This is a genomic window from Bacillus sp. BS3(2021) (genome assembly GCF_021043345.1).
Classification (GTDB): domain Bacteria; phylum Bacillota; class Bacilli; order Bacillales; family Bacillaceae; genus Bacillus; species Bacillus paralicheniformis.
Map to the genome: position 1 here is coordinate 36,279 of NZ_JAJNDM010000015.1, position 19,462 is coordinate 55,740.

The window sequence follows — 19,462 nt, forward strand, 5'->3', positions numbered from 1 at the left end:
TTTTTAAAAATAATATAACTTAACATACGGATTTAATCAAGTTCATTTTGTTCTCCGATCATCCGCACCGCATAAACCTGATCGCAAAACCCTCTTAATCCGTTATAGATTCTTTGTACTTTTGATTCGTATTGAACCAATCCGAACACAGTGGGGCCGCTCCCGCTCATCAGCACAGCATCGGCGCCAAACCGCTTCATTTGATTTTTGATCATCGCGACTTCGGGATGCATATTCAATGTAACAGATTCGAGAACATTGCCGAGTTTGTCGCACATTTTTTGAAAATTCTTCTCTTCGATCGCAGAAATCATACCTTGAACATCCGGATGTTCAATCTCATCGACTTTCAGCTGCTTGTACACTTCTGCAGTTGATACGCCGATCGTCGGCTTTGCCAGCACAACCCAGCAGTGCGGCGGAGTCTCGATATGACGGATTTTCTCTCCTCTTCCCGTTGCAAGAGCCGTTCCTCCATGTACGCAAAAGGAGACATCAGATCCGATCTCAGCGCCAAGCTCAGCCAGTTCATTCATCGAAAGCTTCAAATCCCACAGCCGGTTCAGCCCTCTGAAGACGGCAGCCGCATCGCTGCTTCCTCCCGCAAGCCCCGCAGCAACGGGAATCACTTTCGTAATAAATATAGAAACACCTTTTTTAATGCCGTATCGTTCTTTCATGAGCATTGCAGCCTGATAAGCAAGGTTTCGCTGATCGTCGGGAACAAAGCGGTTATGCGAAGAAACCGTTACTTTATCTTCTGCCAGCTCGGTTAATTCAATCCGATCCGCCAAATCAATTGTCGTCATGACCATCTCTACTTCATGATACCCATCTGGACGTTTGCGGCGAACGTCGAGCGACAAATTAATTTTAGCCGGCGCCTTCTCTAAAATACGCAATCCATTCACCTACTTCTCCATCTAAACATAAGTATCCACATTGTAACATATTTTGAAGTACAGGACGTACAAATGCATGCGCCCGTGCAGGACACCGCGCTCTTAGCATGCGGTCATTCCCGCAGATCGCGATTGCCCCCTTCAGCGAATCCTCAAGGCGTTTGCAGCACCTGATCGGCTGAATGCAGATCAATGAAAAAAACGGAGGACAGAAGCGCCCTCCGTATGTCACTGTTTTAATGATTTTGCTGGTTTTGAGCCATATGCTGTTCGGCTAATTCAATGGCCCTCTTCACCATGTTACCGGCGTCTCTGGCCCGAATTCCGCCCCAGCCCTCGGTTTTTACCGTGTCGTAAAATCCAAGATCCTTAGCCAATTCATTTTTGAATTCCTCTGACATGATGCTTCGACGTCTGCCCATGCGAAACAGCCCCTTTCAAGTATCATACCATCCGTCTGACTCATCATAAAACAAGTGACATGTATTAGCTTTGCTCGATTTGTGCAGAACTTCCCCGAAAAATTCTGGATAAAAAAAGGCAAAACAAAAAGCAGCAAACATAAAGTCCGCTGCTTATTAAAGGGCTACTGAGCTGGTTTTATCATCAGAAAATCTCAATTCAACCGTCTCAGTAAGAATATCCGCATAACTGTATGAAACTCTTTCAAACGAATTCTCGTCTTGGTCTAGTTGTATCACAAAAACAGAAGGGTACGTCTCAGCTAAAATGCCCGAACGCTCAATCGTTTTTCGGCGGCCACCGTTTGCTTTTAACGTCAGCCTTTTTCCCAAATGTCCATCAAGCGATCTTTTAATATCGGACAACGTTTTCGCCATTGCATCCACCTCACTATATTCAGTATACACCAGAAGCCCATTTTTGTCAAATAAAATTTAAATTATATCAACGTTCATAAGCCTCTGTCAATAAAATATTTGTGACAAATTATACGCCGACTTTCCCTTATTTTCCTCATTTTTCGTTTCATTATGTATGTTTTTTTAAAAAAAGGTAAAAACATTCGGCTCCATGGCAAAAACCCGCCATCCGGCGGGCTCGTTTAATCGTTTTCTTTTGTTTTATATGGCATTCCGATTCGCAATACGCCTCGCGTCTCAATGCCTCCGAGTCCCTTTTCCCTCGTCAGGGTGTTTCTGAGCACTTCCCAGACGTTAATGCGGTCCATAAACGGAGTGAAGCTGATTTTTGCGACTATATAGACCGGATCAAGCGCATGGATGTTGACTCTTGACGGAGAGCTTGCAAAATTTGCACCGGCTCTGATCAGTGATTCAAAATGGGACTGGCATGCGCCGGCAAAAATGACAAGCTGATCAAGATGGGGAATTTTTTTTCTCGCTTTTTGAACGGTTTCGATAAAATCTTTTGAATGCCTGTAGGCATCCAGATTGTTAATATCACCCTTCTGCTTAGAATAGGCATCGTGTCCGGTGATGACGAGAAGATCCGGGCGGTACTCATCGATCAGTTCCTCGATGACCGATGACATTTTCTTTTCATAACAATGAATGCCGTATACAGGAACCCCGATCTTTTCATAGAGCGCCAGACATTTTTTTAAATAAGCCGAATCCCCGTCTAAATGAAGGACTCTTCCAGGCATATGAAAGTACTGCTGTTGATTGTTATATTGGTTTGTGGCGCGGTACTCATGTTTATTGTGAAGGAGTTTGTAATCCTGGCGGAGAAGATCGAGGGATTCTTTCATTCTCGATTCTTCTTCCCGCTTTCTCATCTGCCGCTCAGCCTCGCGGACCATTTCCAGGTCCGTTAAATATGCGTCAGCGATTAATCTGACCTCATCTCCGTGCAAAACGGCCACAGGTTCTCCATTTGCCGATTGATCAATTCGTATAATTCGAAATAAGATATCTCTTCGATAAGATTTTCTGACGACCATATCGCCTATTTTAAATTGCATGCTTTTCACTCCACACATAGACTAAGCCCCATCCTGATGAATATAAAGCAATGAAAAGTAAAGGTGCTTCTTTAGCCTATGTTCCCGCCCTTCAAGTGGTGAACGGATGACAAGCCTGATCAGGCTTAAAGCCCGGCTTCAAATAAAAAAAGCCCTCCATTAAAGAAGGACTGCTCTCAAGCGGTCAGATAAGACGGCGAACTCTTCAATGCTCAGCGATTCTCCGCGTCGTTTTCCGTCGATTTGTGAATCCTGAAGCGCTCTTTCAATTTTTGATTTATTCTCTTTGCCATTCGGCAGGTTGTTAACGAGGTTGTTGAAAAGCGTTTTTCGGCGCTGTGCAAAGCTGGATTTTACGACTTGAAAGAAAAAGGCTTCATCTTGAACCGCGACAGCCGGTTCTCCCCTCAGCGTCAGCCTGATGACCGCGGAATCCACGTTAGGCTGAGGGACAAATACAGTCTTTGGCACATTCATGACCGTTTTGGCTTCGGTATAAAACTGAACCGCGATGGAAAGGGACCCGTATTCCTTTGTAGAAGGTTTCGCAGCCATTCGGTCCGCCACCTCTTTTTGAAGCATGACGACGATCCCTTTCAGCGGCAGATTTTCTTCTAAAAGCTTCATGATGATCGGAGTCGTGACGTAATACGGGAGGTTGGCGACAACCATCACCTCATCGCAGTCTTGAAACTGCTCGTCCATTACCGCCCGGACATCGGCTTTCAGGACATCCTGGTGAATGACAGTCACATTATCATACGGAGAAAGCGTATCTTTTAAAATCGGCAGGAGCCTTTGGTCGATTTCGAAGGCCGTCACTTTCTTCGCACGCTTTGCCAGCTGCTCGGTCAATGCCCCGATCCCCGGACCGATTTCAATCACGCCGGTACGCTCCGTCACTCCCGCATGGTCGACAATTCTGTCCAATATGTTCGTATCAATCAAGAAGTTCTGCCCCAGGCTTTTTTTGAATGAAAATCCGTATTTATTGAGAATTTCCTTAGTTCTAATTGGGGTGGCGATATCTTTATTCATGCTCTTCCTCCCGCAGCACAACATCCAGTGCGCTTAAATAATCACTCTTTTTGATCTGAAACATTTGCAGCCGCTTTTGAAGCTGTTTCCCATTTGTATAGCCGATATTCAATATCTCGCCGAGCCGCTCCCGCCTTTGTTTTGCCAGAGGGCCCCCGATCAGGCCGGCTTCGATTAAATCCCGAGCCTCAATCTCAGGTTCCGTCGCCTCCATCTCCTCCTGAACGGTTTTTAAGCATTCGCGGATTGCCTCAAGCGAAGCATGTTCAACACCGATTCCGCGCTTATTTTTAGGCTTTGCCAAATGCTTGGGTAAAAATGCATGCTTGCAGCCGGGGACTTTTTCTGCAATCGTTTTTCTGATTTTTTCCCCCGGGAAATCAGGATCGGTTAAAATAATGACCCCGCGCGTTTCCTGGGCAAGCCTAATCCGTTTGATGACGTCTTCCCCTATGGCAGATCCGTTCGTTTCAATCGTATCAGCATCAACAGCCGATTTGATTTTTGCTGTGTCATCACGGCCTTCGACAACAATAATTTCTTTAATCTTCATTTCTTCCTCCGTATAGTGAAAAACCTTTTATTACATTTTTAAAATTATTGAAACCTTTTTGTAACAAAACCGTCTAATTAATTAGAAAACAAGATGGATCTATTATAACCAAAAAAACAGAGGGCGCAAAATCCCTCTGCTTATATAAGAAGCGTAATAAATGATATTTAGTTCAACACCTTGATTTTAACTCTTTTGTTACCCCAGCGGTAAGCTGTAGACTTACTCGGAAAGAATACATCGATTTTACGGCCTTTGATGGCTGAGCCTGTATCGGCTGCAACCGCGTAGCCATATCCTTCTACATGTACTTTAGAACCCAGCGGAATGACGCTCGGATCGACAGCGATCACTTTAGCACCCGGATTATTTTTCAAGTTAACGCCGGTCGCAGTGTGGCCAGAGCATCCGTTGCAGCTTGCCGTATAAGCTGTAGAGGATACATAAAATTCTTTTCCTGAGGATTGATTTCCGCGCGATACATTCGCGCTGACTGTAGCCACTGCGGCTTGCTTTGTACCGACAGCAATGATTTTGGCTTTGCTTTCAGCGGCTGTTTCCTCTTTAACCAGTTCTCTGGAAACTTCCTTGCCGTTTTTCATAACAACGGCATAGTGCTTTTTAAGCTTGCCATGTTTACCGTCCCGTACAACTTTTTCTTTCCCCTTTTCAAGTGAATCGTCCTCTTTTTTGCGGACTTCAAAAGGGATGTTCTCTTCCACTACATCGGTGACTTTTTTGATACGAGTAATGTGAATCGCCTGATCTTTTGTCAGCTTTTTATCAAGCGCAGGCTTAACTTCATCATCGCCTTTTATGCTGATCTTATGATGTTTTAAAAAGTCAGCGACCGTAGTCGAAGTCGTCCATATATCTTTATCTTTACCGGCATCCTTTACGGTTACTTTAAAAGCCCTTTGCAAAGTCAGCTTCATGTCTTTCGTTATTTCTTTATCAACTGAGGGTTCAATTTGATCGTGTTCCGCCAACTCTAGATTTAAATCTTTCAGCAGTTTGCCGACAGTACCCGCTGTTGTCCAGATTTCTTTTTCCTGTCCGTCGACCGCGAAATGAACAGGTTTTGCGGCAACATACTCAACATTCGTGTTCGCCGTTAATTTTGTATCTTCAGCGGGAGAGATGTGATCTTCTTTCCTCGTCTCGATGTCTAAGCTTTTCAGCAGTTCACCTACGGTTTCCGCATTCGTACGAACATCCTGCTTTTTCCCGTTTATCGAAATGGTGACTTGCTGTTTAGCGAGCTCATGTGCTCCGTAAGCAGTTCCGCTTCCTGCGACAAGCAGTCCAGCAGCAATCAGTATCCATCTGCTTTTGCTAAGCTTTACGGAAAACAGCTTTTTCATTTTTTGTATGATGAAAAACGCCTCCTTCTCCTCGGGGAGATTATATAGAGTATCTACAAGCCTGTCAACCCTCCTCTCTATTTCTCCGCAAGCCCGCCATCTCTTTTATTATGGGAAAACCACCTCATAAAAGAAAGAAAGACTTGTCGACAAAGATATCCTATGAGTGCAAACAGACATGTAGAACTTTTTAGAACCGTCCCCCGAAGAGACAAGCTTGAACAAGGCTCGATATCAAATCGTGTCAGCTGATGCCGAAAAGTTTTTTTGCATTTTCTGTGGTGATGGCCGCTACTTCTTCATAAGTCATCCCTTTCAATTCAGCAATCTGTTCGGCGACAAGCTTCACATAGCTTGGTTCATTCCGCTTTCCTCTGTATGGATGCGGCGTTAAATACGGGCAGTCCGTCTCAATTAAAAGTCGGTCATTTGGTATTTGTTTGACCACTTCCTTCGGCTTTTTGGCATTTTTAAATGTGACGGGACCGCCGAAAGATAGGTAGAAATTCATATTTATGCACTCTTGTGCAATTTCGGCGCTTCCGGTATAACAGTGCATGATCCCGCCGACTTCCTCGGCCCCTTCTTCCCGCAAAATAGAAACGACATCCTCTGTTGCATCACGGTTGTGAATCACGATTGGCAAGCCGACTTCTTTTGCCAAAGCAATCTGTTTTCTGAACACCTCTTTTTGAACGTCCTTCGGCGACTTATCCCAATGATAATCAAGTCCCATTTCACCGATCGCCACAACTTTTTCATGGGCAGAGAGGTCTTTGATCCAAGCCAAATCTTCATCGGTCATATCAATTGCATCAACCGGATGCCACCCGATGGCAGCATAAATAAAATCGTATGCTTCAATCAATTCCATTGCGCGCTTAATCGTCGGACGATCGAATCCCACAACAACAATGTGCTCCACTTTTTCTTCCTTTGCCCGAGCAATGACTTCTTCCAAATCCTCATTAAATTGCTCGGCATTTAAATGTGCATGTGTATCAAATAACATCAAAATGCCACCTTTTTTAGATATTGTCGAAAAACAAAAGGTGTTCGACGAAATGTTACACGTGGAACACCCTTTGCCAACATTTATTTGATTCGCGTTCCGTTTGATAATGAACTGTCTACCGCTGCAAGCGACAGAACGCCGTTGTCTTCTCCAGCCAATATCATGCCTTGAGAAAGTTCTCCTCTTAGTTTGACCGGTTTTAAGTTTGTTACACAAATGACTTTCCGGCCGACAAGCTCTTCAGGTTTGTAGTGCTTGGCAATTCCTGAAACGACCTGGCGTTTTTCAAAGCCCAAATCAAGCTGAAGCTTTAACAGACGGTCCGCTTTTTTGACGGGTTCGGCATGGATGACTTCAGCCACTCTCAGCTCCGTGCTCATAAAATCGTCTATCGTGATTTCCGGAAGCCTTTCAGTTGCTTTTTCCTCTTGTTTCGGTTCTTCTTTTGGAGCCGTTCCCTGCATTTTTGATTTGATATAAGCGACTTCATCTTCCGCTTCAAGACGCGGGAACAACGGTTCTCCTTTTTGTACTTTGACCGATTTCAGCTGGCCGAAGCTTTTAATGCTGTCCCAGGTTTTCAATGACGCATCCGTAACACCGAGCTGTGCAAAAATCTTTTCAGGCGTCTGCGTTAAGAACGGCTGCAGCAATACAGCAGTGATGCGCAACGACTCTGCCAAATGGTACATGACCGATTGAAGATCTTTTTCTTTGTCCTTATCTTTTGCCAGTACCCATGGGGCTGTCTCGTCAATGTATTTATTCGTTCTGCTGACAAACTGCCACAATGAAGAAAGCGCTACAGAAAACTCCATATTTTCGATCGCCTGTTCGTACGCTTCAATTGTCTTTTGTGAGAATGATGACAACTGTTCGTCAAAAGCGGTAACCGGGCCTTCGTATGACTGAACCCGGCCGTCAAAGTATTTGTTGACCATGGCGACCGTTCTGTTTAACAGGTTGCCTAAATCATTCGCTAAATCATAGTTAATCCGCTCGACAAATCCTTCCGGTGTAAATACGCCGTCAGAACCGAACGGCACTTCGCGAAGAAGATAGTAACGCAATGCATCAAGTCCGTATTTGTCGATTAATGTGACTGGATCGACCACATTTCCTTTTGATTTAGACATTTTTCCGTCCTTCATCAGCAGCCATCCGTGGGCAAAAACTTTTTTCGGCAGCGGAAGGTCCAATGCCATTAGCATAATCGGCCAGTAAATGGTATGGAAACGGACGATCTCTTTACCGACAAGATGAACGTCTGCAGGCCAATATTTTTGATAATTTTCATCGTTTGCCGTATTAAAGCCAAGTGCCGTAATGTAATTAAACAGCGCGTCTATCCAAACATAGATGACATGCTTCGGGTTGCCGGGCACTTTTATTCCCCAGTCGAACGTCGTCCGGGAGACAGCCAAATCCTCAAGACCCGGTTTGATAAAGTTGTTGATCATTTCATTTTTGCGGGATTCAGGCTGAATGAATTCAGGATTTTCTTCATAGAAAGCGAGCAGCCGGTCCGCATATTTTCCCATGCGGAAGAAGTAAGATTCCTCTTTGATTAACTCAACGGGATGGCCGCTGTCAGGACTTTTTCCTCCGATTACCTCGCCTTTTTCGTTTCGCTCAACATCAACGAGCTGGGTTTCGGTGTAAAACGTTTCGTCAGGTATGCTGTACCAGCCTTCATATTCATCAAGATATATATCACCATTGTCAAGCAGCTTCTGAAAAACCTTTTCGATCACGTTTTTATGACGTTCCTCTGTCGTCCGTATGAAATCGTCATTGGATATGTCGAGCTTTTTCCAAAGCTGCTGAATGTCTTCTGCCGCACGATCGACCAATTCCTGCGGAGTAATATTTTCCTTCTCCGCCGTTTGCTGGATTTTTTGTCCGTGCTCATCTGTACCTGTTAAGTACCTGACATCAAAGCCTCTCAGTCTTTTATACCGAGCCATCGCATCACCGGCAACGGTTGTGTAGGCATGTCCAATATGTAGCTTTCCACTTGGGTAATAAATGGGTGTAGTGATGTAAAACGTATTTTTTTCTTGCGGCATGATGGAACCTCCCAATTAAAATGTCAAAAAACTCCCGCCCAAAGGACGAGAGCGGCATGTGTATTCATTCAGTATATACTCAATATATAATCCCTCTTTATATGATACCATCTTAGCCTTCAAGTTCAAGAAAATATACATTGTCGATCCATCATGAATACGGTCGATTACAAATTTTTTAACAGAAAGAAATATTATACTTCGACAAAAAAATGCTTTCATTGTCGAATAATGTCGTATATAATCGATATGAGGAAAAACCTTAGTTCGAAAGTCTTGATTTAAGGGCTTTTTTTTGATTGATCCTACTGTTTTATCATCTTCATTTCCCTTGTTACATCAGTTCTTCCAAGGTCTTTTGACTATATGATCTAATTTTTACAAACAATAGAAAAGAAAATGATTGACGTTTATTGGAAACCTTGTTATGCTAGGACTGTAAGGATTTTGTCGAATAATGACGAAGATAATAAACACCTATAAAAATAACAATCTTTCGGGAGGAGAATGAATATGAAATCTACAGGTATTGTACGTAAAGTTGATGAGCTAGGACGCGTGGTGATTCCGATCGAACTTCGCCGTACGCTTGGAATCGCGGAAAAAGACGCTCTTGAAATCTATGTAGATGACGAAAAAATCATCTTGAAAAAATATAAACCAAACATGACTTGCCAAGTTACAGGTGAAGTTTCTGATGACAACCTTAAACTTGCAGGCGGTAAATTGGTTCTTAGCCCTGAAGGCGCTGAGCAAATCATTAACGAAATTCAAGCACAACTTCAATCTCAAAAATAATTATTTTGATTATACAAAAACCGCTCTTGCCGAAGCAAGGGCGGTTTTTTTAGTTTTGAATATGATAAGCGTCATAAATCTTCCGTTTCGGAACGCCGCGGTCTACCGCGGTTTTTTTAATGGCTTCTTTTGAATGATATCCTTCGCTGATATAATGCTCGACATGTTCTTTTTCTGAAAGGTTCTCCCACCAGAACGATTCTTCGATCGTTTCTTCACGGCTTCCCTCGATCACAAGGCAAAACTCTCCGCGCACCTGTTCCTGTTCAGCCCATGTGAGTGCTTCTTCGATCGAACCTCTGATAAACTCTTCAAATTTTTTCGTGAGTTCCCTTGTCAATGCGATTTGCCGGTTGCCGAATACCTCTCTGATGGCTGACAAGGTTTCTTTCAGCCGATGCGGGGACTCGTAAAAAATCATCGTCTCCTGTCTGTTTTTCAAAGCCTCGAGCTGTTTTTTCCTTTCCCGTTTGTTACGGTCCAAAAAACCGAAAAAGAAAAACGGCTGCGGCGCAATGCCTGAGGCTATCAGTGCGGTCAAAGCGGCATTTGCACCGGGCAAAGGCACGACATAGCCGCCCATTTCGATAAAATCGCGGACGATTTCAGCCCCGGGGTCAGATATTGTCGGCATTCCGGCGTCACTGACCAGCGCGACATTTTTACCTTCTTTCAGCCATTCCAAAATTTTGTGTCCGCTGCTTTCTTTATTGTGTTCATGGTAGCTGACAAGCTGTGTCTCGATTTCGTATACATGGCACAATTTCTTCGTCTGCCTCGTATCCTCCGCAGCGATAATGTCCGCCTCTTTCAACACAGAAACCGCTCGAAATGTCATATCCTCCAAATTGCCGATGGGTGTCGGAACGAGATATAACATGCCCATGTCTGATTTTTGGTCAAAGCTCTTTTGCCGGTTGATAATCAACACCCTCCCGTCTTTTTTCTTCTATATAACGTTCTTTGTTCTTTCTCGATAATTTTTTAAAAAAGTATTCGGCCTGCATCGCCTCTCGCTTTGTTGAAAAGCGCTCTGCATAATGGAGTTTTACCGGCAGCCTTGCCCTCGTATACTTCGCGCCTTTCCCGTCATTATGGGTTTTCAGGCGCTTCTCGATATTGTTTGTATAGCCGGCGTACAAGCTACCGTCCCGGCACGAAAGCACGTAAAAATAATGGCTACTCGTCTCCATATAAAATCTTCCTTATTTCAGGTGTATATTGATCTTGTTCATCATATACGAATAAAGGAGGCAGAATTTTCAGGTCAGGCCGGCCGTCTTTTATTCCTTCCACTAAAATGGTGTTGGCCTCTTTACTTTTTTTCGGGTAAACAAACTGGACGCGCTTCGGCTCGATTTGGAAGGCCTTCATCAATTCAAAGATTTCGAGCAGCCTCCCCGGCCGGTGAACGAGAGCGAGTTTGCCGCCCTGCTTTAACAGCTTGCTGCTGACGCGAACGACGTCTTCAAGCGTGCAGTAAATTTCATGTCTGGCAATGGCCAGATGTTCATTTAAGTTTTGCTCCGTTTTTTGCGGCGTCTTGAAATAAGGAGGATTGCATGTGACGACATCAGCTTTATTATATCCGAGCACCTGCGGCATATTGTTCAAGTCGTCCCTGATGAGATGAATCTGTTTTTGTAGGTTGTTGTATTCCACGCTGCGGAGAGCCATGTCATACAGCCTTTCCTGAATTTCCACCCCGGTGATGGCGGCTTTTGTGCGGGTGCTGAGAAGCAGCGGAACAATCCCGTTCCCTGTGCACAGATCAATGATGTTTCCTTTTTGTATCGGAACATATGCAAATTTCGACAGCAGAACGGCGTCTAAGGAAAACGCAAAAACTGTCGGGCTTTGCACGATTTTCATATCTTCTGCAAGTAAATAATCCAGTCGTTCATCGTCTTTTAATTGAATCATGTCTTTTCCCTTTCCTAAACACATTGTACCGTTAAAAAGGCTTCCGTTCCGCCGGAAGCCTTTCTTATTTTTTATTTAAGAACGAGAGGCAGAACAGGCAGTCTCCTTCTTTGCGAACACTTCCGTAATGGATGTTGCAAATATGGAAGCCCTCCTGATACAGGCGCGCCAAATTATCATGGCCTTCTCCAATATCAGCATGCCCTGTCTTTTCTGCTTTTATCTCTTTTTCATCGGATTTTGCGTTTTTTAGCCTTTGATCCGTTTCTTCCAGCCTCTTGCGCAAATGCTCGTTTTCAAGCTGTAAATGATTGTTTTCTTCAATCATTTCCCCGATATGCTGCTTGAGATCTCCAAGCTGGCGGTAAAGGGACCCGATTTGTTCTTCTAAACTTATCACTGTATCAAACAATTCTTTTTTATCCAAGGTTTCACACCTCGTTAATCTGTGGTTTGTGCAGATACGACACCTTCTTGCAACAGCTCATCCCACGTATATTCAACGACTTTGTCACAGTCTGTCAGTTCAACTTGGAGAATGCGTTCAAGAATATTCAAGCCGACGACTTTTGCCGGGCCGTTGGACGTGGCGATCACTTCCCCAATATCCGGAAGCTGTTCTTTTGCTGTTTCGTATTCATCGTTTTCATATTTCAGACAGCACATCAGCCGTCCGCATAGTCCGGAAATCTTCGTCGGATTCAGCGACAGATTTTGATCCTTTGCCATTTTAATAGACACGGGCTCAAAATCACCTAAAAATGTGGAACAGCAAAGCATTCTTCCGCACGGTCCGATGCCGCCCAGCATCTTCGCTTCATCCCTGACGCCGATTTGCCTCAGTTCGATTCTCGTTTTAAAGATTGACGCCAAATCTTTGACGAGTTCTCTAAAATCGACTCTTCCGTCAGCCGTAAAATAAAAAATGACTTTGTTGCGGTCAAAAGTGAATTCCACATCGACCAGCTTCATCTCAAGGCCGTGCTCGTTAACCTTTTTCTGGCAGACATCAAAGGCGGACAGCGCAGCTTCTTGATTCTCTTCAACGATCAGGCGGTCGCGCTCATCCGCAACTCTGATCACTTTTCTTAAAGGCAGCACGACATCGTTCTCGTCTACTTTCTTGTTGGCGATGACAACCTGCCCGTATTCAACACCGCGAACCGTTTCGACGATCACACAGCTGTCTTTATCTATCTGAAATCCGTTCGGATCGAAATAATATATTTTGCCCGCTTTTTTAAAACGGACACCAATAACGTTGTACAAGCTTATCCCTCCTGCAGCATTAAAACCAAGTGCTCCATTAATCCTTGAGCATTCACATTGGAATAAAGCCGTTTTTTTGCTTCTAAAACAGCAAGTATCTGGTTTGTCACTCTTTGTTGTGTTGTTTGCAGCGCATGCTGTTTTAATGATTGGAATAAGTCCTGAAATAGTATTTTATCTTCATGTCCCAACTGAATGGACAACACGTCGCGATATATAAATAAAAGCATATCAAGACCCATTTCTTGGTGGTCTTTCTCCTTGAAAAAGGGCATCCACTGATCTTGAATATAGAAAAAAGCATGTCCTTTTCGCTGGTGTAAGACTTCATACAATTTTATCACTTTCGCTCGCGACTCTGCAAACTGATCATTTCGACTCAATTCGAGCGCTTCCGATAAATTGTTTGTCATATTCGACAAAAGGGCAGCAATATTCGGTGAGACCTCTTGTTTGATCAGTTCCTTTTCAATTGATTCGGGCTGCAACGACTGAAAGGATAAAACTTGGCATCTCGATATGATCGTATCGAGCAATTTTTGCGGCTGTTCCGTTAAAAGAACAGCGATTGTATCGCTGCTCGGCTCCTCTAAAAACTTCAGAAGGCTGTTCGCCGCATTGACCGTCATTTGATCGGCATGGGAGATAATGTACAGCTTTTTATGCGATTCCAAACCGGTCTTTGAAAACTCTTCCTGAAGCGCCTGAATTTGTCCCTTTTTAATCGAAAGTCCGTCCGGATGCACGACGTGAACGTCCGGATGGTTTCCTGATTCAATCCGCTGGCAGTTCCGGCACGACTCACATGGCTCCGCCCCGTCTTCAAGGCAAAAAAAGCTTTTTGCCAGAAGGGTTGCCGCGTCTAATTTGCCCGTCCCTTTGCGCCCTTCAAATAAATAGGCATGGGCAAGCCGGTTTCTTTCTATACTATTTTGCAAAAGCTTCATGACCCGTGGCTGAAGCTTCTGCATTTCTGTCCAGGTTGTAGCCATACCATCACTCTCTATGTGTAAAGGTTTATCAGTAAACCCTTGATTTCGCCAATCTGTTCTAAAAGTTCGATAGAAGATTTTTCTTGGTCCATCAGGTCCTCTGTTAATTGCACAAGCTTTTCGTCCAGTTCTTTTACAATGCTCAATGTCCGGCTGTTTCCGTACAGATCGAAGCTTCTTGAATTCTCCACCGTCAGCCCGTTTTCAACGGTCTCTTTTACAAATCGTTTGATCAAGCCTTTGAATCTGGCCAAATCCTTGAAGTTCCTCGACTTTGATAAGCGTTTTCCGAACGCTTCAATATCTGTTAAAAGCATTGTCAGCTGTTCAACTCGTAGCTTGCCGCTTTGTATATTCATCTTCTCTTTAAATGAAGCAGAAACGTTTTCTCCTCTTGCAGGCGGAGTCTGCTGTTTCTCTATCATTGTACGCAGTTCTTGACTTATTTTCATATCCTCAACCCTTAAAATTGATGGAATTGCTCGATCGGCAGTACAAAAACGGTTGCTCCGCCCACTTCAACTTCAACGGGATAAGGAACATATGAATCGGCATTTCCGCCCATTGGAGAAACAGGGGCAATCAGCTGATCGCGCTTGCTTCCGTTTTCTTTTATCAAGCTTAAAGCTTTGTCTACTCGAATATCATCTACACCCAACATGAAGGTTGTGTTTCCCGATTTCAAAAAGCCGCCGGTTGACGCCAGTTTAGTCACGCGAAAATTGTGATCGGTTAAAGCCTTTAAAAGCCTATTGCTGTCTTGGTCTTGAACAACAGCGATAATTAACTTCATATGAAAAGCCCCCTTTTGGATGGAAACACTTAAGGATACTCTTGCTACCATTATAACAATGAATGGTAAACAGGTCACAACTGATTTTCTTTTAATGCTTCCTTAATGATGTTATTTACCCTTTTTAACACATGTTCAACATTCTGACTGGCATCCACGATCCGAAATCGGCCGGGAAACCGGTTCATAACTTCTTTATAGCCTTTTTGAACAAGCTGATGAAAATGGAGTTTTTCCAGATCAAGCCGGTTCTTCTCTCTGGCATGATTTATATTGATCCGCTTCATTCCCTCTTCCGGGTCGATGTCGAAATAAATCGTCATATTAGGCATCATATTGCCGATCGCAAATTGATTAACAGAAAATACTTCATCAATGCCGAGTCCCCTGGCATACCCCTGATAAGCAAGTGAACTGTCGATGAACCGGTCGCATAAGACGATTTTTCCTTTTTCAAGCGCCGGTTTTACTTTTTCGACAAGGTGCTGCCTTCTTGCGGCTGCATATAATAAGGCTTCGGTTTTTGGATCCATAGCCGTATGACTTGGATTTAAAATAACCTCGCGAATTCGTTCAGATATTTCAATGCCGCCCGGTTCTCTTGTCGCGAGAACAGAATAGCCGTTTTTCGTCAATTGGTCTGCCGCAGCCTGAAGGATTGTCGTTTTCCCCGCACCTTCAGGCCCTTCAAAAGTAATAAATAATCCGTTCATGATTTCTCCTCTTCTATATATACAGTTAATTGCTTTTGTTTGAGCTGATTGCTGCCCTGAATGTGTACATTCAGGTCGACGAGCCGCGTCAGCCGGCTGATCGTCTCTTTTGTTATTCTCTCACCCGCCATAATCAACGGAATACCCGGAGGGTACGGTATGACCGGTTCCGCGCTTATTCTGCCCGCGGCTTCCGTAAAAGGAACCGATTCTTTTTTGAAGGCTGACAACTTGCTTTTCCGGTAAGGCAAAGCTGTGACTTTTTCAGAAGGGATTCCGATTCCGGCAGGATAATTGTGTTGAACAGCTGTATCTCTGATTTCTTTGCTGATTGTGCTGATCAGTTCCGGCGCAGGCTTGTTTTTTCCTTCAAGCGGCAGGATCAACAGGACTTGCCTTTCATCTGCCAATTCAGGATGGATGCCGTTTGCTTCAAATATGGATTTCAGTTCAAAACCGGAGTGGCCATACGCTGATCTGACAGACAGCTTAAGCGGATCTTGCTGGATACCGGCATCAGCCGGCTCGACGATCTCGGCTCCGTTTATTTGAGAAAAGGCTTCTCTCATGTTGAGGAGCTCTTTCTCAATATCGGCTGTTCGATTTGTTTTCAAGATATTTTCGGCGTATGCCCTAGCTATATCCAAAGATGCCATGATTGGATAAGAAGGACTGCTGCTTTGAAGTACAGAGAGATAATATGCCAGTCTGTCCCTGTTCATCCTGCGGCTGTTAATATGCAGATAAGATCCCATTGTCATCGCCGGGAGCGTTTTGTGCGCAGACTGAACGACAACATCGGCGCCCGCTTTCAGCGATGACTGGGGAAATGGATGGCCCAGCACAAAATGGGCGCCGTGAGCCTCGTCGACTAGAACGGGAATGTCGTGTTGATGGGCCTCTTCTATGATCGGCTTTAGATCAACAGCATGTCCGTAGTAATTGGGATATGTCAGCACGATTCCTTTAGCGTGCGGACATTGTGAAATTGCATCTTTTGCCGTTTCGTACAATATATGTGTGGGAACGGCCATCGCCTCATCAATTTCCGGCGTCAAAAAAACCGGATGGGCGCCTGAAAGTTCAATCGCATGAAATACAGACTTATGGCAGTTCCGCTGAACAAGTATCGTGTCACCCGGCTGACAAACAGCCATGATCATCGCCAGATTCCCGACGGTCGAACCATTGACGAGAAAAAAACTTTCTTCCGCGCCATAAAGCCGCGAAACTAAATCCTGCGCTTCTTTGATGACGCCTGATGGCTCATGCAAATCATCCAGACCCGTCAGTTCAGTTAGATCAACTTTGAGAATCGTTTCGAAAAAGGTTTTCGCTTCATCAAAAAAGACATCTCCATTGTGATGTCCCGGAACGTGAAAAGAATAATGATGTCCTTCAGCATGGTTCACCAATGCTGTATATAAAGGTGTCTTCATATAACCGATCCTTTAGTCATCTTCTCTATTTTCTTCGTCACCCTCGTGCTCCCGGGTGACGGTATGACATTCTGCATTTATTATACCCTTCAAGGCGGATTACATAAAGGGCGGACGTTTTGGTAAATGTTTATCTTGCTTATGATAAACGGTTTTGGTTTTCTTTCATGTCCAGCAGCTTAGCCTTGAGACCATCTTCCATTGCCCTTATTTCTTCTTCTGCCTGAAGGCGCTTTGAACGGCCTTCTTCTTGAATTTTAAGCGTCTCCTCAAGCGTTCCGATCAGATTGTCCTGCACTTGTTTCAATGTTTCGATATCGATAAAGCCGCGCTCATTTTCCTTGGCAGTTTCGATCGTGTTGGCCTTCAGCATCTCGGCATTTTTCAAGAGCAGTTCGTTTGTTGTGGCTGACACCTTTTTTTGAGCTTCTACGGCTCGGCGCTGCCTCAACAGAGTAAGCGCAATAGCAACCTGATTTTTCCAAAGGGGAATTGCTGTCATAATCGATGATTGGATCTTTTCCGCCAGCACTTGATTTGTGTGTTGGATCAAACGGATTTGCGGGGCGCTCTGCAGTGTAATTTGTCTGCTCAATGTTAAATCATAAACCCGCTTTTCCAGCCGGTCGGCAAACTGAATCATATCATTTACATCCTGAACGGCCATATGATGATGTTCTGTTTTCGATTTCTCTTTTAATTCGGGTATGGTTTGATGTTTTAATTCTTCAAGCTTCAGCTGACCGGCTGCAATATAGACATTCAGCGCTTCATAATATTCTTTATTTTTTTCATACAGCCGTTCGAGCATCTTATTATCATTGATCAGCGCGCTTTTGGAATGCTCAAGTTTTACGCTGATTCTGTCTATTTGGGCGCCGGTTTTTTGATACCTTGATAAGACTTCTTGAACAGAATGGGATACTCTTCCGAAAAAACGGAAAAAAAAGTTCCTTTTTTCAGTTTTCAATTCATCAGGGCTGACCTGTTCAAGCTTTTTCATTAGGTCGCTTAAGACCTGCCCAATTTCACCAATATCTTTTTTTTGGACGTGCTCAAGCATCTCGTGTGAAAAATTCAAGAGTTTGGATTGAGCTTGCGTTCCATACAGAGTCATGCTGTCATGTTGTTTTGGATCGATCTGTTCGGCCAGTTGGAATGCCTGCCGGCGTTTTTCTTCGGATAACGTATCAACCAGATTTACTTGCTGCCCGCGGTGTTCTTCCTCCATGCCGGAAACAGACTTTTCTCCTTGTCCAAAAGGATCGGAAAGCAAATCATCAATTTTAAGCTGTGCGCCAGTTTTGTGTAACGATGGTTTATATTCGCTCATTTTCAGCTTTCCTCCGTCAGCCTTTTTTCATTGAATGCTTTGCGACGTCCAGTTCAAACTCCAAGTGGTCAATGTCTGTTTTCAGCAAGTCATAAAGGTCGTCTTCCAATTGCTTGGCAAGCTTATCGATCATCATGCGTGTTTCGCTTAAAGAAACTTCAAGCTTCGCATTACGTTTTGGCTGTGACGCCAAAAACGCATGCTTTTCCGTCAGTTCAACAATTGAATCAAGGCTTTGATAATAAAAGCGTTCAACCTGGTAAAAACGCTTTGGTTCGTTCTTTGTAATGCTGTAAATTTTTCTGACGATACGGAGAATTTCTATATTTTGTTTAATCGTTTGAATGTTTTTGACTGCGAATAAGGCTTTTCTTAACCGGGCGATTTTCAGCTTAGCTTCCCGCAGATTTTGCTTTATATAGGTATATTCCCGCCGTGTAAGCTGGTTTTCTTTTAAAAACAAATAGGTTCCGTACCATTTCCCGCCAAGATAAACGGCAACCCAGGTTCCGGCTGCATAAGCGGAAGACAGCAGAAAAGTCTGGTTAAGCGCGAAGAAGCTGGTGAACCAAAGGAGCACGGACAATGCACTTGCAGCAGTTGCACGAAGCATAAAATGAAGAATCGGTTTCATTACACCACTACTCCTAATATATAAATTTCTTTTTTTATGATAAATCGGTCGTTTCTTTATACTAATTTCTAATACGGATATCGGCTAAACAAAGTTTCAGCTCGAAAATCATGGTGTATAGCAAAAAAGACACCTTAACCGTGTCTTCATCACTTTCATTATACCTTTGATCCATACAGACTTAAAGGCTTAAAAAAAAGACCTAAAACGGTCTAAGAATATAATGGCGGTGTCCGGAGACTCTTTAATTTTTTGACATAGTCAGAGTACTCAGGATCTGATGTTGATGTAGATATAATCTTTTTCTCACAATCCGAACATAAAAATTTCGTATAAAGGTGAATGCCTTCGGTTTTATTTTCCTCACAAATGATACACGTTTCCCCATGATTAGACTTACTCATCCATTCCACCTCCATGGGTTTCAGTATGCCCAAAGAACAACATTTGTATACAAAATTAAGAATGTTTTTGAAGGTTAGATTAGTATATGTAGTCAGGAAAGGTTAGGTGTTTGTATCAATGAAGTTCCGACAAAAAAAGACCAGCTTATATAAGCTGGTCTTTTTAAGTGCTTGGCGGCGTCCTACTCTCACAGGGGGAAGCCCCCAACTACCATCGGCGCTGAAGAGCTTAACTTCCGTGTTCGGCATGGGAACGGGTGTGACCTCTTCGCTATCGC

General features: G+C 43.8%; 23 protein-coding genes and 1 rRNA gene. 1 reads left to right on the plus strand and 23 read right to left on the minus strand.

What is annotated here, in order from left to right; genetic code table 11:
- Positions 1-32 precede the first annotated feature (32 nt).
- The 9 genes from ispE to metG form a co-directional block, all read right to left on the minus strand.
- Positions 33-902 (minus strand): 4-(cytidine 5'-diphospho)-2-C-methyl-D-erythritol kinase, encoded by an 870-nt coding sequence (gene ispE, locus LQ247_RS21685; RefSeq protein WP_025809574.1) that lies wholly within the window; start codon positions 900-902, stop codon positions 33-35.
- A gap of 236 nt (positions 903-1,138) precedes the next feature.
- Complete coding sequence (locus LQ247_RS21690; RefSeq protein WP_003178189.1) at positions 1,139-1,324, minus strand: small, acid-soluble spore protein, alpha/beta type; 186 nt, start codon at positions 1,322-1,324, stop codon at positions 1,139-1,141.
- A 156-nt stretch (positions 1,325-1,480) separates the two neighbouring features.
- The gene (veg, locus tag LQ247_RS21695; RefSeq protein WP_003178187.1) at positions 1,481-1,741 is read right to left on the minus strand and encodes a biofilm formation stimulator Veg; all 261 of its coding nucleotides are present in this window, start codon (positions 1,739-1,741) and stop codon (positions 1,481-1,483) included.
- A 224-nt stretch (positions 1,742-1,965) separates the two neighbouring features.
- On the minus strand, positions 1,966-2,847 hold the full coding sequence (gene yabG, locus LQ247_RS21700; RefSeq protein ID WP_023855980.1) for a sporulation peptidase YabG: 882 nt from the start codon (positions 2,845-2,847) through the stop codon (positions 1,966-1,968).
- 159 nt (positions 2,848-3,006) lie between these two features.
- Positions 3,007-3,885 carry a 16S rRNA (adenine(1518)-N(6)/adenine(1519)-N(6))-dimethyltransferase RsmA gene (gene rsmA / locus LQ247_RS21705; RefSeq protein WP_020449803.1) on the minus strand — a complete coding sequence of 293 codons (879 nt, stop codon included), beginning with the start codon at positions 3,883-3,885 and terminating at the stop codon, positions 3,007-3,009.
- Complete coding sequence (gene rnmV, locus LQ247_RS21710; protein ID WP_020449802.1) at positions 3,878-4,438, minus strand: ribonuclease M5; 561 nt, start codon at positions 4,436-4,438, stop codon at positions 3,878-3,880. Before rnmV ends, rsmA begins: the two co-directional genes overlap by 8 nt.
- Before the next feature lie 167 nt (positions 4,439-4,605).
- Positions 4,606-5,802: a G5 and 3D domain-containing protein gene (locus LQ247_RS21715; RefSeq protein ID WP_020449801.1), complete on the minus strand. Its 1,197-nt coding sequence runs from the start codon at positions 5,800-5,802 to the stop codon at positions 4,606-4,608.
- Positions 5,803-6,046: 244 nt separating this feature from the next.
- Positions 6,047-6,814, minus strand: a complete 768-nt coding sequence (locus tag LQ247_RS21720; RefSeq protein ID WP_231006591.1) for a TatD family hydrolase — start codon at positions 6,812-6,814, stop codon at positions 6,047-6,049.
- 83 nt (positions 6,815-6,897) lie between these two features.
- On the minus strand, positions 6,898-8,886 hold the full coding sequence (metG, locus tag LQ247_RS21725; RefSeq protein ID WP_020449799.1) for a methionine--tRNA ligase: 1,989 nt from the start codon (positions 8,884-8,886) through the stop codon (positions 6,898-6,900).
- A gap of 507 nt (positions 8,887-9,393) precedes the next feature.
- Here metG and LQ247_RS21730 point away from each other — a divergent pair.
- The gene (locus LQ247_RS21730; protein WP_085959887.1) at positions 9,394-9,684 is read left to right on the plus strand and encodes an AbrB/MazE/SpoVT family DNA-binding domain-containing protein; all 291 of its coding nucleotides are present in this window, start codon (positions 9,394-9,396) and stop codon (positions 9,682-9,684) included.
- Between the two features lie 49 nt (positions 9,685-9,733).
- On the opposite strand, the gene rsmI is transcribed toward LQ247_RS21730, so the two are convergent.
- From rsmI to rrf, 14 genes are all read right to left on the minus strand, one after another.
- Complete coding sequence (gene rsmI, locus LQ247_RS21735) at positions 9,734-10,609, minus strand: 16S rRNA (cytidine(1402)-2'-O)-methyltransferase (protein WP_123032510.1); 876 nt, start codon at positions 10,607-10,609, stop codon at positions 9,734-9,736.
- Positions 10,584-10,877 carry a GIY-YIG nuclease family protein gene (locus LQ247_RS21740; RefSeq protein ID WP_144499162.1) on the minus strand — a complete coding sequence of 98 codons (294 nt, stop codon included), beginning with the start codon at positions 10,875-10,877 and terminating at the stop codon, positions 10,584-10,586. The genes rsmI and LQ247_RS21740 overlap by 26 nt, the downstream gene beginning before the upstream one ends.
- Complete coding sequence (locus tag LQ247_RS21745; protein WP_020449796.1) at positions 10,864-11,607, minus strand: tRNA1(Val) (adenine(37)-N6)-methyltransferase; 744 nt, start codon at positions 11,605-11,607, stop codon at positions 10,864-10,866. Before LQ247_RS21745 ends, LQ247_RS21740 begins: the two co-directional genes overlap by 14 nt.
- Positions 11,608-11,671: 64 nt before the next feature.
- Positions 11,672-12,034, minus strand: a complete 363-nt coding sequence (gene yabA, locus LQ247_RS21750) for a DNA replication initiation control protein YabA (protein WP_020449795.1) — start codon at positions 12,032-12,034, stop codon at positions 11,672-11,674.
- Between the two features lie 14 nt (positions 12,035-12,048).
- Positions 12,049-12,876, minus strand: a complete 828-nt coding sequence (locus tag LQ247_RS21755) for a PSP1 domain-containing protein (RefSeq protein WP_020449794.1) — start codon at positions 12,874-12,876, stop codon at positions 12,049-12,051.
- A 2-nt stretch (positions 12,877-12,878) separates the two neighbouring features.
- Positions 12,879-13,868 carry a DNA polymerase III subunit delta' gene (gene holB / locus LQ247_RS21760; RefSeq protein ID WP_020449793.1) on the minus strand — a complete coding sequence of 330 codons (990 nt, stop codon included), beginning with the start codon at positions 13,866-13,868 and terminating at the stop codon, positions 12,879-12,881.
- Positions 13,869-13,879: 11 nt separating this feature from the next.
- On the minus strand, positions 13,880-14,320 hold the full coding sequence (locus LQ247_RS21765; protein ID WP_020449792.1) for a YaaR family protein: 441 nt from the start codon (positions 14,318-14,320) through the stop codon (positions 13,880-13,882).
- 11 nt (positions 14,321-14,331) lie between these two features.
- A complete protein-coding gene (locus LQ247_RS21770) occupies positions 14,332-14,661 on the minus strand; it encodes a cyclic-di-AMP receptor (protein ID WP_003178156.1) in 330 nt (109 codons plus the stop codon).
- A gap of 74 nt (positions 14,662-14,735) precedes the next feature.
- Positions 14,736-15,374, minus strand: coding sequence for a dTMP kinase (gene tmk / locus LQ247_RS21775; protein WP_020449791.1), 639 nt, complete (start codon positions 15,372-15,374; stop codon positions 14,736-14,738).
- On the minus strand, positions 15,371-16,813 hold the full coding sequence (locus LQ247_RS21780) for an aminotransferase class I/II-fold pyridoxal phosphate-dependent enzyme (RefSeq protein ID WP_144499161.1): 1,443 nt from the start codon (positions 16,811-16,813) through the stop codon (positions 15,371-15,373). The genes tmk and LQ247_RS21780 overlap by 4 nt, the downstream gene beginning before the upstream one ends.
- Positions 16,814-16,952: 139 nt before the next feature.
- Complete coding sequence (locus tag LQ247_RS21785; RefSeq protein WP_079289489.1) at positions 16,953-18,146, minus strand: toxic anion resistance protein; 1,194 nt, start codon at positions 18,144-18,146, stop codon at positions 16,953-16,955.
- Positions 18,147-18,162: 16 nt separating this feature from the next.
- Positions 18,163-18,780 (minus strand): 5-bromo-4-chloroindolyl phosphate hydrolysis family protein, encoded by a 618-nt coding sequence (locus LQ247_RS21790; protein WP_023855986.1) that lies wholly within the window; start codon positions 18,778-18,780, stop codon positions 18,163-18,165.
- 212 nt (positions 18,781-18,992) lie between these two features.
- The gene (locus LQ247_RS21795) at positions 18,993-19,184 is read right to left on the minus strand and encodes a sigma factor G inhibitor Gin (protein WP_020449787.1); all 192 of its coding nucleotides are present in this window, start codon (positions 19,182-19,184) and stop codon (positions 18,993-18,995) included.
- 169 nt (positions 19,185-19,353) lie between these two features.
- Positions 19,354-19,462 (minus strand): 5S ribosomal RNA (gene rrf, locus LQ247_RS21800); the annotation flags it as partial.

Excerpts from the sequence above, each read along its gene's own strand:
- LQ247_RS21730 (WP_085959887.1), top strand. The coding sequence starts at position 9,394 with ATGAATATGAAATCTACAGGTATTGTACGTAAAGTTGATGAGCTAGGA.
- LQ247_RS21780 (WP_144499161.1), bottom strand. The coding sequence starts at position 16,813 with ATGAAGACACCTTTATATACAGCATTGGTGAACCATGCTGAAGGACAT.
- rsmA (WP_020449803.1), bottom strand. The coding sequence starts at position 3,885 with ATGAATAAAGATATCGCCACCCCAATTAGAACTAAGGAAATTCTCAAT.
- LQ247_RS21770 (WP_003178156.1), bottom strand. The coding sequence starts at position 14,661 with ATGAAGTTAATTATCGCTGTTGTTCAAGACCAAGACAGCAATAGGCTT.
- LQ247_RS21720 (WP_231006591.1), bottom strand. The coding sequence starts at position 6,814 with ATGTTATTTGATACACATGCACATTTAAATGCCGAGCAATTTAATGAG.
- holB (WP_020449793.1), bottom strand. The coding sequence starts at position 13,868 with ATGGCTACAACCTGGACAGAAATGCAGAAGCTTCAGCCACGGGTCATG.
- yabG (WP_023855980.1), bottom strand. The coding sequence starts at position 2,847 with ATGCAATTTAAAATAGGCGATATGGTCGTCAGAAAATCTTATCGAAGA.
- tmk (WP_020449791.1), bottom strand. The coding sequence starts at position 15,374 with ATGAACGGATTATTTATTACTTTTGAAGGGCCTGAAGGTGCGGGGAAA.
- veg (WP_003178187.1), bottom strand. The coding sequence starts at position 1,741 with ATGGCGAAAACGTTGTCCGATATTAAAAGATCGCTTGATGGACATTTG.
- LQ247_RS21795 (WP_020449787.1), bottom strand. The coding sequence starts at position 19,184 with ATGAGTAAGTCTAATCATGGGGAAACGTGTATCATTTGTGAGGAAAAT.
- metG (WP_020449799.1), bottom strand. The coding sequence starts at position 8,886 with ATGCCGCAAGAAAAAAATACGTTTTACATCACTACACCCATTTATTAC.
- rnmV (WP_020449802.1), bottom strand. The coding sequence starts at position 4,438 with ATGAAGATTAAAGAAATTATTGTTGTCGAAGGCCGTGATGACACAGCA.
- LQ247_RS21690 (WP_003178189.1), bottom strand. The coding sequence starts at position 1,324 with ATGGGCAGACGTCGAAGCATCATGTCAGAGGAATTCAAAAATGAATTG.
- LQ247_RS21715 (WP_020449801.1), bottom strand. The coding sequence starts at position 5,802 with ATGAAAAAGCTGTTTTCCGTAAAGCTTAGCAAAAGCAGATGGATACTG.
- LQ247_RS21740 (WP_144499162.1), bottom strand. The coding sequence starts at position 10,877 with ATGGAGACGAGTAGCCATTATTTTTACGTGCTTTCGTGCCGGGACGGT.
- LQ247_RS21745 (WP_020449796.1), bottom strand. The coding sequence starts at position 11,607 with ATGATTCAATTAAAAGACGATGAACGACTGGATTATTTACTTGCAGAA.
- LQ247_RS21785 (WP_079289489.1), bottom strand. The coding sequence starts at position 18,146 with ATGAGCGAATATAAACCATCGTTACACAAAACTGGCGCACAGCTTAAA.
- LQ247_RS21765 (WP_020449792.1), bottom strand. The coding sequence starts at position 14,320 with ATGAAAATAAGTCAAGAACTGCGTACAATGATAGAGAAACAGCAGACT.
- LQ247_RS21790 (WP_023855986.1), bottom strand. The coding sequence starts at position 18,780 with ATGAAACCGATTCTTCATTTTATGCTTCGTGCAACTGCTGCAAGTGCA.